A 16,293-nucleotide genomic window follows, 5' to 3' on the forward strand; every position below is an offset into this window, starting at 1 on the left:
ACCGCCATGCCCGTCACCGACGTCCAGCACGACCTCGACGCCCTCACCCTGACCATCACCGCCGACTTCGCCGCGCCGGTCGAGCGGGTCTGGCAGGTGTACGCCGACCCGCGCCAGCTCGAGCGCGTCTGGGGCCCGCCCGGGTGGCCGGCCACCTTCGTCGACCACGACCTGTCGGAGGGCGGCCGGATGACCTACTACATGACCGGTCCCGAGGGGGAGAAGTACTACTCCTACTGGAACGTCGTCGAGGTCCACGAGCCGCACCGCTTCGACTTCAAGGACGGCTTCGCCCTCGACGAGACCTTCGCGCCCAACACCGAGATGCCCGAGTCGTTCAACACCTACAACTTCTCCGGCACCGCCGACGGCACCCGCGCGACGTTCATCGCGACCTACGGCTCGGCCGAGGCGCTGCAGCAGGTGCTCGACATGGGTGCCGTCGAGGGCTCGACGCAGGCCATCAACCAGATCGACGACCTCCTCGCCTCCTGACCACGCTCGTCCCCCACCTCTCCAGACCCCGACCCGGAAGGCTGCACCCATGCGACCCATCGTCGTGACCGAGTTCATCACCCTCGACGGCATCGTCGACTCCCCCGGCGGCGGGGACCACCCCCACGCCGGCTGGACGTTCAAGGACGTCCCCTTCGAGGAGGCGGCGTACGAGATCAAGGGCCGCGAGACCGACCAGGCCAGCGCGCTGCTGCTGGGCCGCCGCTCCTACGACGAGTTCGCGCCCGTGTGGCCCTCGATGGAGGAGTTCACGACCTACAACGCCATGCCGAAGTACGTCGTCTCCACGACGCTCGCCGGCGACACCGCTCCCTGGGGCGACGGCGAGGTCGCGGTGCTGCGCTCGATCGACGACGTCGCCGCCCTGCGGGAGACCGACGGCGGCGAGATCCACGTCCACGGCAGCGCCACGCTCGCGCAGGGCCTCGCCCGCGCCGGGCTCGTCGACCGCTACCACCTCCTGGTCTTCCCGCTCCTGCTCGGCGGCGGCAAGAAGCTCTTCGGGGAGGGCGACAAGACGTCGCTGCGGCTCACCGAGCACGCGACGTACGCCAACGGCATCACCCTCCAGGTCTACGAGGTCGCTCGCTAGGTCCCGCTGAGGATCCGCTGAGGTCCCCCGCCGCGAGGTCCCGCGCCGGCCGAGCCTCGGGTAACGCCACGGAACGTGCGCTACCGCCGCCACCGGTGGGGGCGGGAGTGCACGTTTCGTGGCGTTACCCGGGCGGCGGGTGGGACGGCGGGGCGCGGCGGAGGGACGGCCGGGCGCGTCCGGGACCGGCGGGACCGGCGGAGCGGGGACCTGCGTTCTGCCAGACTCGGCGGGTGGAGCTCGCCCTGCTGCTGGTCTCGATGGCGGCCGTCGTCCTGGCGGCCACCGCGGTCAGCGACCGCCTGCACGTCCCGGCGCCGCTCCTCCTGGTCGCGGTCGGCGCCGCGGTGGCGTACGTCCCGGGCGTGCCGACCATCCACCTCGAGGCCGAGGTCGTCCTGCTCGGCCTGCTGCCGCCCCTGCTGTACGCCGCTGCGATCCAGACCTCGCTCGTCGACTTCAACGCCAACCGCGGGACCATCCTGCGCCTGTCCGTCCTCCTCGTGGTCGTCACCGCGCTCGCGGTCGCGGTGGTCGTCCACTGGCTGGTGCCGAGCCTCGGCTGGGCCGCGGCCATCGCGATCGGCGCGGTCGTCGCGCCGCCGGACGCCGTCGCCGCCACCGCGGTGGCGCGACGGATCGGGCTGCCCCGCCGGGTCGTGACCATCCTCGAGGGCGAGTCGCTGCTCAACGACGCCACCGCGCTCGTCGCCCTGCGCACCGCGATCGCCGCGCTGTCGGGCGGTGTGGCGCTCGCCGAGGTGGGCATCGACTTCCTCCGCGCGGCCGGCGGCGGGCTCGTCATCGGCGTCGCCTGCTTCCTGCTCGTCGCGTGGCTCCGCAAGCGCGTCACCGACCCCCTGATGGACACCGCCATCTCCTTCCTGACCCCGTTCGCGGCGTTCGTCGCCGCGGAGGAGGTCCACGCCTCGGGAGTGATCTCGGTCGTCGTGGCGGGCCTGCTGCTCGGGCACAAGGCGCCGATCATCCAGACGGCCCAGTCGCGCATCACCGAGCGGATCACCTGGCGCACCGTCGCCTTCGTCCTGGAGAACGCCGTCTTCCTCCTCATCGGCCTGCAGCTCGACTGGATCCTCGAGGACGTCAGCGAGTCGACCCTCCCCGCCGGCCGGATCGTCCTGCTGTGCCTGGCCACCCTCGCCACGGTCGTCGTCGTCCGGGTCGTCTACATGCAGCTCACCTGGTACCTCCGGCGCTCCAACCCGATCCCGGCCAGCTGGACCTTCCTCCTCGGCTGGGCCGGGATGCGCGGCGTCGTCACGCTGGCCGCCGCCTTCGTCATCCCCGAGGACGCCCCGCACCGCGAGGTGCTGCTGCTCGTGGCGTTCAGCGTCGTGGCGGGGACGCTGTTCCTCCAGGGGCTCACGCTGCCGCTCCTCACCCGGCTGCTCCACGTCCCGCCCCCCGACCCGGCGGAGGACGCGCTGTCGCGCGCCGCCCTGCTCCAGCAGGCCGCGGACGCGGGCATGAAGAAGCTCGAGGAGCTGGAGTACGACGACCACCACGGCGTCGTCGACCAGATCCGGGCCCGCGTCGACCAGCGCACGTTCGCCGCCTGGGAGCAGCTCGCGACCGCGGACGGCGAGGAGACCCCGTCCGAGCTCTACGCGCGCATCCGCGGCGAGATGATCGACGCCGAGCGGGCCAAGGTGCTGCTGGTGCGCAGCCGGGGCAAGGTGCCCTCCGACGTCGTCAGCCAGGTCCTCGGGATGCTCGACATCGAGGAGTCGATGCTCGACGCCGGGGCCCAGGCGCGCGAGGGCGTCCGGTCCGGGTCGCTCGCCTTCACGGCCGGACGCTCCTGCGACGACCTCGCCGCGTTCCCCGCGACCGACACGGTGGCCGACCCCGCGTGCGCGACCTGCCTGGCCGACGGCACGAGGTGGGTCTCCCTGCGCCAGTGCCTGGAGTGCGGCCACGTCGGCTGCTGCGACTCCTCGGTCGGCAAGCACGCGACGGCGCACTTCCACGAGACGCTGCACCCCGTCATGCAGTCGGCGCAGCCCGACGAGTCGTGGCGCTGGTGCTACGTGCACAACCTCACCGGCTGAGCCGCACTAGGCTCCTCGGCATGGGCGCCCCTGCCATCGTCATCGCCACCGCGAACCACGCGACCGAGCTGGGCGAGGCCTTCGCCCGCTACGAGCGTGAGTACGACGTCCGCCTCGTCGGCGACGAGATCGCCGCCAAGGCCACCGCCAAGGAGCTGATCGGCTCGGGCCACCAGGTCGCGCTGTTCGTCGTCGACAGCGACCAGGACCAGGACGCGCTCTACCACCTGATCGGCGGCACCCGGCAGGCCGTGCCGACCGCGCGACGGCTGATCGTGACGCACGTGAGCCGGTTCCGCGACGACAACCAGACCTTCCGCCACGCCGTCGCGGCCGGGAAGGTCGACGCCCTCCTGCTGATGCCGCAGGGTCCGCGCGACGAGGAGTTCCACCTCGCGGTCGGCGAGCTGCTCAACGAGTGGAACGCCACCGTCGCCGCGCCCGTCGTGGAGAACGTCCGCATCATCACCCCGGAGAAGGACACGCTCGCCCGCGAGCTGCTCGACTACCTCGCCCGCGTCGGCATGCCCGCCGGCGTGCACCACCCCGACAGCGAGGTCGGGCGCGCGGTGATGGAGCAGTGCCCCGAGGAGCACGGCCGCTGGCCGGTCGTCTCCTCGCTCGCCGGCTGGTGCGGCCACTGCCCCGACGTGCGCGCGCTGGCCAACCAGCTCTACGGCCGGCCCGACGACATCGACGTCGACGAGGTGGTCGACCTCGTCGTCGTCGGGGCGGGCCCCGCGGGGCTCGCCGCCAGCGTGTACGCCTCGAGCGAGGGCCTCACGACGGTCTGCCTGGAGGCCGAGGCCATCGGCGGGCAGGCCGGCACCAGCTCGATGATCCGCAACTACCTCGGCTTCCCGCGCGGCATCTCCGGGATGCGGCTGGCCCAGCGCGCCCGCGGGCAGGCGCTGCGCTTCGGCACCCGCTTCTTCACCGGCTGGCCGGCGACCGGCATCTCACCGTGCGAGGACGGGGGCCACCACGTCGTGCACACCGACGGCGGCGACGTGCACACCCGGTCCGTGCTCGTCTCGACCGGCGTCGACTACCGCCGCCTCGGCGTGGAGTCGCTCGAGGAGCTCGTCGGCCGCGGCGTCTACTACGGCGCCGCGATGGCCGCGGCGCGCGAGCTCGCCGGCGACCACGTCGTGATCGTCGGCGGCGGCAACTCCGCCGGGCAGGCGGCGATCCACGCCGCCCGCTTCGCGCAGTCCGTGACGATCGTGGTGCGCCGCCCGGACCTCACGGCCACCATGTCGTCGTACCTCATCGACGAGATCGAGTGGAACCCGCGCATCGAGGTCCGCGGCTGCACCCGCGTCGTCGCCGGCGGCCCGGACGACGTCGGGCACCTGGCGTGGCTGACGGTGGAGGACGTCGGGTCGGGCGAGCAGGAGCGCGTCGAGGCGCGCGGCCTGTTCCTCCTGCTCGGCGCCGCCCCCGAGTGCGGCTGGCTGCCCGACGCGGTGCTGCGCGACGAGCGCGGCTTCGTGCTCACCGGTCGCGACATCCCGCCCGAGCGGTGGGCCGGGGACGTGCCGCCGGAGGACCTCGCCACGACGGTCCCGGGGATCTTCGCCGGCGGCGACATCCGCTCCGGCTCGATGAAGCGGGTCGCCTCGGCGACCGGCGAGGGCGCCTCCGTGGTGTCGTCGGTGCACGCCTTCCTGGGCCGCTGACCCGGAGCGCGCGCCTACCCCAAGGTGGGTGGTACGACGCTGCGCCGGGGACGCACAGTGGGGCGAGGCGGCAACCCGGCCGTGAGGATCGAGGGAGGTCCCCGTGGGACGACTGATCGGCATCCTTCTCGTGATCTGGCTCCTCGTCGGGGCGTTCGCCGCCTACCAGCGCGGCTACTTCGACGACACGCGGACGAACTGCTCCGAGGCCAGCGACATCGCGCTCAACGTCGTCGCCGGACCGCTCAACTACGCCGGCCTGAACCCGAAGGTGTCGTGCGCCGACGTGGACGTCGACACCCCCGAGCCCAGCCAGTAGTCACCACCGCACCCGGCGCCGCGTGAGCAGGGGCCACCACGCGGCGCCGGCTAGGCTCGTGCGGTGCCCGACCTGACCAGCGTCCCCACCGCTCCCCTGCTCGCCGGCGGCCTCGTCGGCGGGTTCACCCTCGCCCAGCGGACCGGCGTACGCCCCCTCGGCGGCGCCGCGATGCTCGCCGCGAACGCCGCCGCCGCCCCGCAGTGGTACGCCGTGGGCGGCGCGCCCCTGGCGGCTGGCCTCAGCGCGGCGTACTGGTCCGCGATGGGGGTCTCGCACCCGCTCGCCAGGAGGGTCGGCACCTGGCCGTCCGTCCTAGGCGTGGCAGCGGCCGCCTCGGGGGCGGCGTGGCTGCTCTCGGACCGTCGCCGCGCTCGCTGAGGACGCAGCTCACTCCTCGGGCAGGTCGGCGAAAACCTGCCTCATGTCGCGGTACCACCCGAGCGACTTCTTCGGGTGCCGCCACCGCTTCTTCATCTCCTCCCGCGCCGGCTGGTGGGCGACGTCCCCGTCCTTCTCGGCCTGCTTGAGGTGCTGGTCCTGGGCGTTGATCACGTCGTCGTGCGTCTCGCCGCGGTGCGCGAGGTCGCAGGGGCCGCCGAGCTGGCGGCAGGTCATGGTCTTCATCGCTGGCCTCCGTGGTGGGTGTGGTCGTGGTCGTTGCTGCCCTGCTGGTCCGACGGTCGGGCGGGGACCGATGTGACGGGGCGTCACCTCCGGGCGGCGCCGTCGCGACGCACCACCCGGGCGAGCACCGACGGGTCCGCACGGAAGGTGATGCGCCGGACGTGACCGTCGCGGACCTCGAAGTCGAAGACGACGGCGGCCGCGCCGCGGTGGAACCAGGCGGACCCCGGGCGGTCGCCGACGAAGACGGCCAGGGCGGCCTGCGCGCTGCCGTTGAAGAACGCGGCCACCTCGTCGCGGCCCTCGATGGCCGCCGGCGTCCCGACGAGGATCGCCGCCTCGTCGGCACCGACGACCGCGTCGGGCGCCAGGAGCTCGAGCAGCCGCTCGAGGTCGCCGCCCCGGGCGGCGGACATGAAGGCGTCGACGACCTCCCAGTCCGCCAGCGCGTCGTCCGTGGCCGGCTGCGCCACCTTGGCCCGGGCCCGGGACGCGAGCTTCCGCGCGGCCGCGGGCGTGGTGTCGAGGACCGCGGCGATGGTGGCGAACTCGAACCCGAAGCTGTCGTGGAGGACGAACGCCACCCGCTCGCGCGGCGAGAGCCGGTCGATCACGGCCTGGAGCGCCACGCCCACCATGTCGGCCAGGGCGACGTCGTCGGCCGGGTCGCTGGCCGGCCTCGCCCAGGCCCCGCCGGCGTCGAGCTCGAGGTCCTCCACCGGCACGGGCGTGCGGGCGCGCAGGCGGTCCAGGCACAGCCGGGTGGTGACGGTGGTCAACCAGGCGGGCAGGTTCTCGATGCCGGTGCCGTCGCCGGACGCCGCGCGGTCGAGCCGCAGCCACGCCTGCTGGACCACGTCCTCGGCCTCCGCGTGGTCGTCGAGCACCCGGCCCGCGAGGCGGAGCAGGCGCGGCCGCTCGGCCTCGAAGATCTCCGTCTGGTCCATGGCTCCCACCCTCTGTCGTCGGCATCATCGACCATCCGACGTGCGAGGCGGCGCGAGTGTGACACGCGCGCGGCGACCGGGCGTCCCGCACACTGGTGGACATGGCAGCCCAGCACCGACGTGCCGCCGGCCCGGTCGCGACCGTCACCGCTGCCCTCGTGCTGCTCGCCGGGTGCTCCGCGGCGTCGGGGCCCGGGTCCTCGGAGTCCTCCGGGTCCGGATCGTCGGAGTCGGCGCCCTCGGACCCGGCCGCGAGCGACCCCACCGACCAGCCGGCCGACGAGCCGACCGACCAGCCCACCGAGGAGCCGACCGAGGAGCCGACCGAGGAGCCCGAGCCGGCGCACCCGATCTCCGTCGCCGCCCTCGCCCGGGCCGACCTGACCGGGGGCGGTCTGCGGCTCGGCTCCGTGCGCGAGCGCACCGCGGCGTACACGTCGTACGACGTCACCTTCGCCTCCACCACGATGGGAGCCGGGACCGAGCCCCTGCGGATCAGCGGGGTGCTCAACGTGCCGGCGGGCCGCGGCCCCTTCCCCGCGGTGGTGCTCGCGCACGGCTACATCGACCCGGCGTACTACGTCCGCGGGCAGGGCATGACCCGCGAGCGCGGCTTCCTCGCCCAGCGGGGCTATGTCGCGCTGCACGTGGACTACCGCAACCACGCCGAGTCCACCGACGACCCCCGCGTCGAGCAGGCCGTCCGGCTCGGCTACGCCGCCGACACGATCGCCGCCCTGCACGCCCTGCGGAGGTCCCGGGACGTCCGCGTGGACCCCGAGCGGATCGCGCTGTTCGGACGTTCGATGGGTGGCGGGGTGATGATGAAGGCGCTGGCCGCGAAGCCCGGCCTCTTCGCCGCCGGCGTGGGCTGGGCGTCGGTCTCCAGCCTCGAGGCCGAGAACTTCGACCAGTTCCAGCGGCCGGACGCGCCGCTCGCCCAGCTCGAGGCGGGGTTCCGCGGCCGGCACGGCCTGCCGGGCGAGGACCCGGCGTTCTGGCGCGGCGTCTCCCCGCGACCCCTCTTCGGTGCGATCACCGAGCCGGTGCTGATGGTGCACGGCCGCTTCGACGACACCTGCCCGCCGGCGTGGGCCCGCGCGACCCATCGAGCCATGACGCGGGCCGGCGTCGACGCGACGCTCGAGTGGTACGACGACGGGCACGCGTTCGGACCGGCCTTCGTCGCGGCGATGGACCGGACCGTGCGGTTCCTCGACGCCCGGATGCCAGCCTGACGCCGCCCGGTCGACGGGAGGTCGCGGCTCAGTCGGTGGCGCCGCTCGTCTCGAGCTGCTGCGGCGGCGCCGCGGCGTACGCCGAGGAGAGCCGCCGGTAGGGAGCCGAGGCCAGCGCCAGCAGCACCGTCACGAACATGATCGCCCCGGCCGCGAGGAAGACGAGCGCGATGCCGCGCGCGTCGCCGTCGCCGAGCAGCCAGCGCCACGTGTCGCGGCCCTCCGCGGACTCCATGTAGGGGATGAGCGCGAACTCCGCGACCGGACCGATGAGGAACGCCGACAGCGGGCTCGCCGCCAGCTCGACGCTCTGCGCGAAGCCGAACACCCGGCCCTGCGTGCGGTAGGGCACGACCCGCTGCAGGATCGTCTGCTCCGCCGACTCGGCCATGGGGATGATCGCCATGAAGACGAAGATCCCCAGGACGTAGAGCCAGGCCCACTCCCGGAGCGTGAAGGTCATGCCCAGCACGGCGATGCCGAGGTTGACGAGCAGGAGGGTGCGCACCGGGTCGGAGCCCAGGCCGAGCTTGGCGACGAGGCCGCCGCCGACCACGAAGCCGAGGCCGGTGACACCCAGCACGATCCCCCACGCCTCGACGCTGAAGAGCGTCAGGCCGTAGGGGTCCATCAGGGCGATGTAGACGCCGTTGACGAGGTTGTTGAACGTCGTGAAGAGGATCAGCGCGACGAGGCCCGGGACGGCGGTGATGGCGCTGATCGCGCCCCGGACGTCGATGCGGGGCCCGCCCTCCTCGGGGTCCGGGTCGAGCTCGGGGATGGTGACCGGCACGAGGTGCAGCAGGGCGACGCCGGTGAGGACGATCGCGATCGCGAGGGTCCACCCCATGCCGAGGAGGCCGACGCTCAGTCCGCTGAAGACGCTGGTGATCATGAACGAGACGCCCTGGACGGTGCCGACCAAGCCGTTGGCCTTGTCGCGTCCGTCCTCGGGGACGAGCAGGGTCACGGTGGTGGACAGCGCGATGTTGCGCAGACTCTCGACCACGCCGCCGACGAGGATGACGCCGGTGAACAGCCAGAACCAGGCGCTCCCCCAGTCGGCCAGCCGCTCCTCGCCCAGCAGCAGCCACAGGCCGCCGGACGCCGCGTAGGCCAGGAGCGTGACGGTCGAGGAGGCGACCATGACCTGCTTCTTGCGGTGCCGGTCGACGAGGGTGCCGAAGAAGGTGCCGAGGACTGCGGTGAACAGCATGTAGCCGCCGCCGATGATCGCGGTGGCCATGACCGAGCGGGTCTCGAGGTAGGCCCAGAAGGTCAGGGCGAACCACAGGTAGCTCGAGGTCACGTTGGCGACGAGGGTGTTGGCGAGGACCTTCCGGAACGCGCGGAGCGTCCCCTCCCCCCGGGTCACGCCCGGTGGGAGGTGCGCCTCGACGTGCGGCGCCGAGGGGTCCGCCGGCACGGGGTCCGTCTCGTCGATGGGCACGTCCGGCACCCTAGGCGGCACCACCGACAGCGCGCCTCCGAGTTTCCGGGCCGTCGCGCTGGTGCGGGCGCTGCCTGTCCGGGCACTGGGTCGTCCGCGACCGCGTTGTGCGCGGGTCGTACGGTCGCACCGTGAGGACCCGCGTGCACGCGATCCACGTCGCGCCCGGACGGCGGCTGCCGACGAAGGCGGTCGCGCAGGTCGCGGCCGAGGCGGGCGCGGGGCTCGTCGGCGACCGCTACCACGGCACCAGGCACCGCCACGTGACGGTGCAGGCGCTCGACGACCTCGCCGCGGCGGCCGAGGTCCTCGGTCGCCCGGTCGATCCCGGCCTGACCCGCCGCAACGTCACCGTCGAGCACGGGCCGCTCCCGACCCGCCCCGGCGAGCGGCTGCGCATCGCGGACGTCGAGCTCGAGGTCGTCCGGATCGCCGCCCCGTGCCGCCTCCTCGACGACTGGCTGGGGGCGGGGGCGATGCAGGCGATGCGGTCGCCGCGCGGCGGGACCGTGTTCCGCCTGCTGTCGTCGGGCACGATCCGCCTCGGCGACGAGGTGGTCGGCGGCGACGACCTCGACGGCGCCCCGGCCCGGGACGTCATGGGAATCGACGGCCCTGGGCGGAGATCGCCATGACGTCCCGCGGTGGGCGCACGGCGGCGGTCCCGGCCGGGACGCGCGACGGCCCGGACCCCAGCGGGGTCCGGGCCGTCGTGGTCGTACGAGGCGTCAGCGCAGGTCGAACCGGTCGCTGTCCATGACCTTGACCCAGGCGGCGACGAAGTCGCGCACGAACTTCTCGCGGGCGTCGTCGCTGGCGTAGACCTCGGCCAGTGCGCGGAGCTGCGAGTTGGACCCGAAGATGAGGTCGACCGCGGTGGCGGTCCACTTCAGGTCGCCCGTCGCGGCGTCGCGGATGTCGTAGACGTTCTCCTCCGACTCCGAGGCCTTCCACTGCGCGCCGGGGGCGAGCAGGTTGACGAAGAAGTCGTTCGTGAGCACGCCGGGCCGGTCGGTGAGCACGCCGTGCTGCACGCCGCCGACGTTGCCGCCCAGTGCGCGCATGCCGCCGACCAGGACGGTCATCTCCGGGGCCGTCAGGTCGAGCATGTAGGCCCGCTCGACGAGCAGCTTCTCCGGCTGAAGCTTCTCACCGGCACGCAGGTAGTTGCGGAAGCCGTCGGCGCGCGGCTCGAGCACCCGGAAGGAGTCGACGTCGGTCTGCTCCTGCGAGGCGTCGGTGCGACCGGGGTGGAACGGCACGGTGACCTCGACGCCGGCGTCGCGGGCGGCCTTCTCGACCGCGGCCGATCCGGCGAGGACGATCACGTCCGCGAGCGACACCTGGGCACCGCCGCGGCCGTTGAACTCCGCGCGCACGCCCTCGAGGACCTCGAGGACGCGCTCGAGCTGCTCGGGCTGGTTGACCGTCCAGCTGCGCTGCGGCTCCAGGCGGATGCGGGCACCGTTGGCGCCACCACGCTTGTCGGTGGAGCGGAAGGACGCCGCGGACGCCCACGCGGTCGAGACCAGCTCGGCGACGGTCAGGCCCGAGTCGAGGACGGCGGCCTTGAGCGCGGCGACGTGGGCGTCACCGACGAGCTCGCCCTCGTGCGCCGGCACCGGGTCCTGCCAGAGCTGGGTCTCGGGCACCCACGGGCCGAGGTAGCGCGTGACGGGACCCATGTCGCGGTGCAGCAGCTTGTACCAGGCCTTCGCGAACGCCCGGGCGAACTCGTTGGGGTTCTCGAGGAAGCGGCGCGAGATCTTCTCGTACTCCGGGTCGAAGCGCAGGGCCAGGTCGCTGGTGAGCATCGTGGGCTTGCGCTTCGGCGAGTCCGGGGTCGGGCCCGGGACGATGTCGTCGGCGTCCTTCGCGACCCACTGCCAGGCGCCGGCCGGGCTCTTCACGAGCTCCCACTCGTACTGGAAGAGGAACTTGAAGTAGTCGTTGCTCCACCGGGTCGGGGTCGAGGTCCAGGTGACCTCGAGGCCGGAGGTGATGGCGTCCTTGCCCTTGCCGGAGCCGAACGAGCTCCGCCAGCCGAGGCCCTGCTCCTCCAGGGGAGCGGCCTCCGGCTCCGGGCCGACGAGGTCGGCGTCGCCGGCACCGTGGGTCTTGCCGAAGGTGTGACCGCCGGCGATGAGGGCGACGGTCTCCTCGTCGTTCATGGCCATGCGGGCGAACGTCGTGCGGATGTCGCGGGCCGAGGCCAGCGGGTCCGGGTTGCCGTTGGGGCCCTCGGGGTTGACGTAGATCAGGCCCATCTGGACCGCGCCGAGGGTCTCCTCGAGCTCGCGCTCGCCGGAGTACCGCTCGTCGCCCAGCCAGGTGTCCTCGGGACCCCAGATGATCTCCTCCGGCTCCCAGATGTCCTCGCGGCCGAAGCCGAAGCCGAAGGTCTGGAACCCCATGTCCTCCATGGCCACCGTGCCGGCGTACACCAGCAGGTCGGCCCACGAGATCTTCCGGCCGTGCTTCTGCTTGACCGGCCACAGCAGGCGACGGGCCTTGTCGAGGTTGGCGTTGTCGGGCCAGCTGTTGAGCGGGGCGAAGCGCTGCGAGCCCTCGCCGGCGCCGCCGCGGCCGTCGAAGATGCGGTAGGTGCCGGCCGCGTGCCAGCTCATCCGGATGAAGAGCCCGCCGTAGTGGCCGAAGTCGGCGGGCCACCAGTCCTGGGAGGTGTTGAGCACCTGGACGATGTCGCGACGCAGCTCGGCGAGGTCGAGCTTCTCGAACTCCTCCGAGTAGGAGTAGTCGGGGCCGAGCGGGTTGCTCTTCGAGGAGTGGGCGTGCAGCGGCGTCAGGTCGAGGGTGTTGGGCCACCAGTCCTGGTTGGTGCGGGGGCGGCGGTTCGTCGCCGGCGTGGGCGAGTCGATCGCCGGGTTCTCGCTCTCGCTGCCCTGGGCGGCGGCGGAGTCGTGCATCACCGGGCACCCGGCCTCGGCCTTGCGGTCCACCCCCTGCGGGCTCTCGGTCACGTTGTCCTGGCTGTCGGTCATGGCGTTCCTTCCGGATGCGGGGCGGGTGTCACGGGTGTGCGAGTGGCTCAGGGCGCGGCAGCGGCGGGGGCACGGTCCGCGGCGCAGGTGGGGCACAGCCCCCAGTAGGTGACCTCGGCCTCGTCGATCACGAAGCCGTGGGTGTCGGAGGCGTCGAGGCAGGGGCGTACGCCGACGGCGCAGTCGACGTCGGCCACCGTGCCGCAGGAGCGGCACACCACGTGGTGGTGGTTGTCGCCGACGCGCAGCTCGTATCGCGCGACCGAGCCGGCGGGCTGGATCCTGCGCACGAGGTCGGAGTCGGTCAGCGCGCCGAGCACGTCGTAGACCGCCTGGTGCGAGACCGACGGCTCCTCGACGCGCACCGCTGCGAGCAGCGTGGCGGTGTCGGCGTGCGGCTGGCGCCGGACGGCGCGCAGCACGGCGAGACGCGGGCGGGTGACCCTCAGGCCGGCGCTGCGGAGCAGGTGCTCGAACTCGCTGTCCTCCATCGGGTCAACCCTGCCCGGCTTTCTTGAACGAGTCAAGTTTTCCGGTCCGCTCCCGCCGGGCCGCTGCGTTCAGCTGGCGTCGAGCCGCTCCAGCTCGTCGGCGGTGAGCTCGAGCTCGGACGCGGCCGCCGAGTCGAGGATCGAAGAGGGGCGCTTGGCCCCGGGGATCGGGATCACGACCGGCGACTGGGCCAGCTCCCAGGCCAGCGCGACCTGCTGGGCGCTGACGCCCCGGTCGGCGGCGATCTCGGCGAAGGCGGGATGTCTGTCGGCCAGCTCCTTGGCGTCGGACAGGCCGCCGAGCGGGCTCCAGGGCAGGAACGCGAGGCCGAGCTCCTCGCACACGTCGATCTCCGGCCTGCTCGAGCGGAACTTCGGGCTGAACTCGTTCTGCACGCTGACCAGGGCGTCGCCGAGGACGGCGTGGGCGTCGCGGATCTGCTGCGGGTTCGCGTTGGAGAGCCCTACGTGGGCGACCTTGCCGCTGTCGGCGATCTCCTTGAGCGTGCCGATGACCTCGTCGTAGGGGACGTCGGGGTCGGGGCGGTGGTGCTGCCACAGCGACAGCTGCTCGACGCCCAGCCGCTGCAGGCTGGCGTCGACCGCCCTGTGGAGGTGGGCCGCGGAGCTGTCGGTGTCCCAGCCCCCGCCCTCGGTGCGCACGTGGCCGCCCTTCGTGGCCAGGAGGACGCGGTCGCGGGCACCGAGCTCGTCGAGGATCGAGGCGATCAGCCGCTCGTTCGCGCCCTGCGCGTCGGCCCCCAGCTCCTCCCCGGGCCCGTAGGCGTCGGCGGTGTCGAACAGGGTGACGCCGGCGTCCAGCGCGGCGGTGACGGTGTCGACGAGCTGCTGGCGGGGCTGGGTGCCGGTCTGGTCGAAGGTCATCAGGCCGAGGCCGATCGCGCCGACCTCCTGGCGTCCGAGGGTGCGAGTCTGCATGCCGTCGACCCTACGGCCCGGGGTGTCGCGGCCGTCGGGGGCGCCGGGAGCTCGGCCGGCCGGCCGTCGACGGCGCCACGTGCGCGCCGCGGTCGCACGGCTGGGGCCTCAGCCGGCCTCGGCCCGGAAGGTGTCCAGCAGCCTGAGTGCCGCGACGGCGTGGGCGCTGAGGTCCTCGGCTACCGACCGGCGAGCGAACTCGGTGACGTCCCGCAGCTCGTCGACCTCGCGGGCGGTGACGTTGCGGAAGCCCATCGACCACGTGGCGAACGCGCGGTCGTCGACGATCCGGCGGTCCACGACCTGCAGCTCGGTGTGGCGCGGGTCGTCGACGATGGCGCCGTACACCTCGTCGACCGCATCGGTCGTGCCCTCCAGCGTCTGGATCACGTTCCCGCCGCTGTAGAGCAGCAGGCCGGTGATGCCGAGCCGCTCGTTCTTCGGCCGGATCTGCTCGATCAGCTCGACCAGCTGCGGGACGTCCAGCAGGTCGGTCGCCGAGCTGGTGTAGGTCAGGGTCAGCAGCGGTGGGTCCGTGTCCATGGCGTGACCGAGACTAGCCCGGCGCGTCGCGGGCCCCCTCGGACGAGGTCCCGGCCCGCGGGTCGGCCCTCAGATCGTGACGGCGATCTTGCCGCCGGGGCTGCCCTCCTGGGAGAGCCGGTGGGCGTCCGCGATCCGCTCGAGGGGGAAGGTGTGGGCGACCCGCACGCGCAGACGCCCCGACTCGACGAGGTCCGCGAGGGCGTCGAGACCCGGGCGGTCGGGGCGTACGAAGACGTAGCGACCCCCCAGCCCGAGGACCGTCTCGGGCTCGATCACCGAGGCGATGCGTGCCGTGTCGCGCACCTGCCGGGGTGCATCGGCGAGCGCGGCGCCGCCCACCAGGTCGAGCACCGCGTCGACGGGGCCGCCGTGCGCGGCGAGCTGACCGCTCACCGGGCCGGCGCGGTGGTCGAGCACCGCGCTCGCGCCGAGGCCGCGCACGAGCTCGTGGTGGGCGGGCGAGGCGGTGCCGACGACCTCGGCGCCGAGGGCCACCGCGATCTGCACGGCCAGCTGACCGACGCCCCCGGACGCGGCGTGCACGAGCACCCGGTCACCCGTCCCGACGTCCAGCGCCTCGGTGAGCGCCTGGTAGGCCGTCAACCCGGCCAGGGGGACCGACGCCGCCTCCTCGAACGACAGCGACCCCGGCTTGTGCGCGACGGTGCGCTCGGGCGCCGGCACGAGCTCGGCCGCGGTGCCGTGGGCCACGTCGTCGCGACGCACGTAGCCCCAGACCTCGTCGCCCACCCGCAGGCCGGTGCGCACCGAGGGGCCCACCGCCTCGACCACTCCTGCCACGTCCCAGCCGGGGATGATCGGCAGGTGGTGCGGGTAGGCGCCGCGGAGGTGGCCCTCGCGGATCTTCCAGTCGACGGGGTTGACGCTGGTGGCGCGCGCCCGGACGAGCACGGTGTCGGGCCCGACCGGCGGGTCCGGCCGCTCGCCGATGGTGAGGACCTCCGGCCCTCCGTACGTGTCGTAGCTGGCTGCGCGCACCACTGTCTCCTCACCTCGTGTCGGCCCCGCGGGACGGCGGGCACCTCTCGCCAACACGGTCGGGGGCCGGCCTGTTCCGACGGCGTCGGGTGCGGCGCCTCAGTCGTCGTCGAGGTCGATGGTGCCCACCCAGCGCTCGCCGGGGTCGCCGCCCCAGGCGTCCCAGGCGACGCGGCCCGGCGAGGGGAAGCCGTCACCGCCCTGGGCGAACCCGTCGGCGTCCTTGTCGACCGTGTGGCGGGCGAAGTAGGCCTGCATCTTCTTCACGTCCTCGTCGCTCACGTCCTGGCCCTCGGCGAGCTGGTGCGCTCGGTGGCGTCCGACGTCGGTGAAGCCCTTGCCGGCCTTGCCGTCCTCGATCCAGCGGACGGCGCGCTGGGCGGCCTCCTGCACGTCCTTCGGGGGCTTGTGCGGCATGGCTCCTCCTCGGGTCGGTGGTCGCTCCACGCTAGGCACGTGGAGCGACGGTGCGCCTCACCCCCCGGACGGTGGTCGCGGCACCGGGGTCGGTCGAAGGCAAGCCTGTCCTGTCTGGACGGGCGGCGGTTCGAGGCGCATGGTCGGAGCATGACCACCATGAACCTCCCCATCGTCAGCTCGTGCAGCGTCGACGGCTGCTCCTACAACCACGACCACGACTGCCACGCCGGCGCGATCACCGTCACCGAGGCCGCCGGGCCCGCCTGCGGGACCTTCGTCGACGCCCACGACAAGGGCGGTGTCGACGCCAGCGGGCACGTCGGCGCGTGCCACCGGTCCGACTGCACCCACAACGACCACCTCGAGTGCACCGCTGCCGGGGTCGACGTGGGCGCCGGCGAGGACCGCGCCGACTGCCTCACCTTCGCGCCTGCCTGACGCGGCCCGCGTGCT

The 16,293-nt window shown here is 73.4% G+C and carries 18 protein-coding genes; 9 read left to right on the plus strand and 9 right to left on the minus strand.

The window, feature by feature from the left end:
* Positions 1–6 precede the first annotated feature (6 nt).
* From J3P32_RS08060 to J3P32_RS08085, 6 genes are all read left to right on the plus strand, one after another.
* Complete coding sequence (locus tag J3P32_RS08060; RefSeq protein WP_210439293.1) at positions 7–495, plus strand: SRPBCC family protein; 489 nt, start codon at positions 7–9, stop codon at positions 493–495.
* A 49-nt stretch (positions 496–544) separates the two neighbouring features.
* On the plus strand, positions 545–1,108 hold the full coding sequence (locus J3P32_RS08065) for a dihydrofolate reductase family protein (protein ID WP_210439294.1): 564 nt from the start codon (positions 545–547) through the stop codon (positions 1,106–1,108).
* Positions 1,109–1,341: 233 nt separating this feature from the next.
* A complete protein-coding gene (locus J3P32_RS08070; protein ID WP_307861623.1) occupies positions 1,342–3,180 on the plus strand; it encodes a Na+/H+ antiporter in 1,839 nt (612 codons plus the stop codon).
* Between the two features lie 20 nt (positions 3,181–3,200).
* Positions 3,201–4,862: an FAD-dependent oxidoreductase gene (locus J3P32_RS08075; RefSeq protein ID WP_210439295.1), complete on the plus strand. Its 1,662-nt coding sequence runs from the start codon at positions 3,201–3,203 to the stop codon at positions 4,860–4,862.
* Between the two features lie 103 nt (positions 4,863–4,965).
* Positions 4,966–5,181, plus strand: coding sequence for a hypothetical protein (locus J3P32_RS08080; protein ID WP_210439296.1), 216 nt, complete (start codon positions 4,966–4,968; stop codon positions 5,179–5,181).
* A 63-nt stretch (positions 5,182–5,244) separates the two neighbouring features.
* Entirely contained in the window at positions 5,245–5,562 is a 318-nt protein-coding gene (locus J3P32_RS08085; protein WP_210439297.1) for a hypothetical protein, read from the plus strand.
* 9 nt (positions 5,563–5,571) lie between these two features.
* Here J3P32_RS08085 and J3P32_RS08090 read toward each other — a convergent pair whose 3' ends face one another.
* Both J3P32_RS08090 and J3P32_RS08095 read right to left on the minus strand, forming a co-directional pair.
* Positions 5,572–5,808: a DUF1059 domain-containing protein gene (locus J3P32_RS08090; RefSeq protein ID WP_210439298.1), complete on the minus strand. Its 237-nt coding sequence runs from the start codon at positions 5,806–5,808 to the stop codon at positions 5,572–5,574.
* An 83-nt stretch (positions 5,809–5,891) separates the two neighbouring features.
* A complete protein-coding gene (locus J3P32_RS08095) occupies positions 5,892–6,755 on the minus strand; it encodes a sigma-70 family RNA polymerase sigma factor (protein WP_210439299.1) in 864 nt (287 codons plus the stop codon).
* A 101-nt stretch (positions 6,756–6,856) separates the two neighbouring features.
* Between J3P32_RS08095 and J3P32_RS08100 the strand changes: the two genes are divergently transcribed.
* Positions 6,857–7,993, plus strand: a complete 1,137-nt coding sequence (locus tag J3P32_RS08100; protein WP_246849981.1) for an alpha/beta hydrolase family protein — start codon at positions 6,857–6,859, stop codon at positions 7,991–7,993.
* Positions 7,994–8,021: 28 nt separating this feature from the next.
* Here J3P32_RS08100 and J3P32_RS08105 read toward each other — a convergent pair whose 3' ends face one another.
* On the minus strand, positions 8,022–9,443 hold the full coding sequence (locus J3P32_RS08105; protein ID WP_307861624.1) for an MFS transporter: 1,422 nt from the start codon (positions 9,441–9,443) through the stop codon (positions 8,022–8,024).
* Between the two features lie 131 nt (positions 9,444–9,574).
* Here J3P32_RS08105 and J3P32_RS08110 point away from each other — a divergent pair, with 131 nt between their 5' ends.
* The gene (locus J3P32_RS08110; protein ID WP_210439300.1) at positions 9,575–10,078 is read left to right on the plus strand and encodes an MOSC domain-containing protein; all 504 of its coding nucleotides are present in this window, start codon (positions 9,575–9,577) and stop codon (positions 10,076–10,078) included.
* Between the two features lie 93 nt (positions 10,079–10,171).
* On the opposite strand, the gene katG is transcribed toward J3P32_RS08110, so the two are convergent.
* From katG to J3P32_RS08140, 6 genes are all read right to left on the minus strand, one after another.
* Complete coding sequence (gene katG, locus J3P32_RS08115; protein ID WP_210439301.1) at positions 10,172–12,445, minus strand: catalase/peroxidase HPI; 2,274 nt, start codon at positions 12,443–12,445, stop codon at positions 10,172–10,174.
* Positions 12,446–12,492: 47 nt separating this feature from the next.
* Positions 12,493–12,936 (minus strand): Fur family transcriptional regulator, encoded by a 444-nt coding sequence (locus J3P32_RS08120; protein WP_210439302.1) that lies wholly within the window; start codon positions 12,934–12,936, stop codon positions 12,493–12,495.
* Between the two features lie 69 nt (positions 12,937–13,005).
* Positions 13,006–13,875: an aldo/keto reductase gene (locus J3P32_RS08125; RefSeq protein WP_210439303.1), complete on the minus strand. Its 870-nt coding sequence runs from the start codon at positions 13,873–13,875 to the stop codon at positions 13,006–13,008.
* Between the two features lie 108 nt (positions 13,876–13,983).
* Positions 13,984–14,418 (minus strand): BLUF domain-containing protein, encoded by a 435-nt coding sequence (locus tag J3P32_RS08130; protein ID WP_210439304.1) that lies wholly within the window; start codon positions 14,416–14,418, stop codon positions 13,984–13,986.
* A gap of 69 nt (positions 14,419–14,487) precedes the next feature.
* On the minus strand, positions 14,488–15,420 hold the full coding sequence (locus tag J3P32_RS08135; RefSeq protein ID WP_210439305.1) for an NADP-dependent oxidoreductase: 933 nt from the start codon (positions 15,418–15,420) through the stop codon (positions 14,488–14,490).
* 99 nt (positions 15,421–15,519) lie between these two features.
* Positions 15,520–15,837, minus strand: a complete 318-nt coding sequence (locus J3P32_RS08140; RefSeq protein ID WP_210439306.1) for a hypothetical protein — start codon at positions 15,835–15,837, stop codon at positions 15,520–15,522.
* Positions 15,838–15,987: 150 nt separating this feature from the next.
* Here J3P32_RS08140 and J3P32_RS08145 point away from each other — a divergent pair, with 150 nt between their 5' ends.
* Positions 15,988–16,278, plus strand: coding sequence for a DUF1540 domain-containing protein (locus tag J3P32_RS08145; protein ID WP_210439307.1), 291 nt, complete (start codon positions 15,988–15,990; stop codon positions 16,276–16,278).
* Positions 16,279–16,293: the final 15 nt, after the last annotated feature.

Source organism: Nocardioides xinjiangensis, from assembly GCF_017916385.1.
In the GTDB taxonomy this organism is placed as follows: domain Bacteria; phylum Actinomycetota; class Actinomycetes; order Propionibacteriales; family Nocardioidaceae; genus Nocardioides; species Nocardioides xinjiangensis.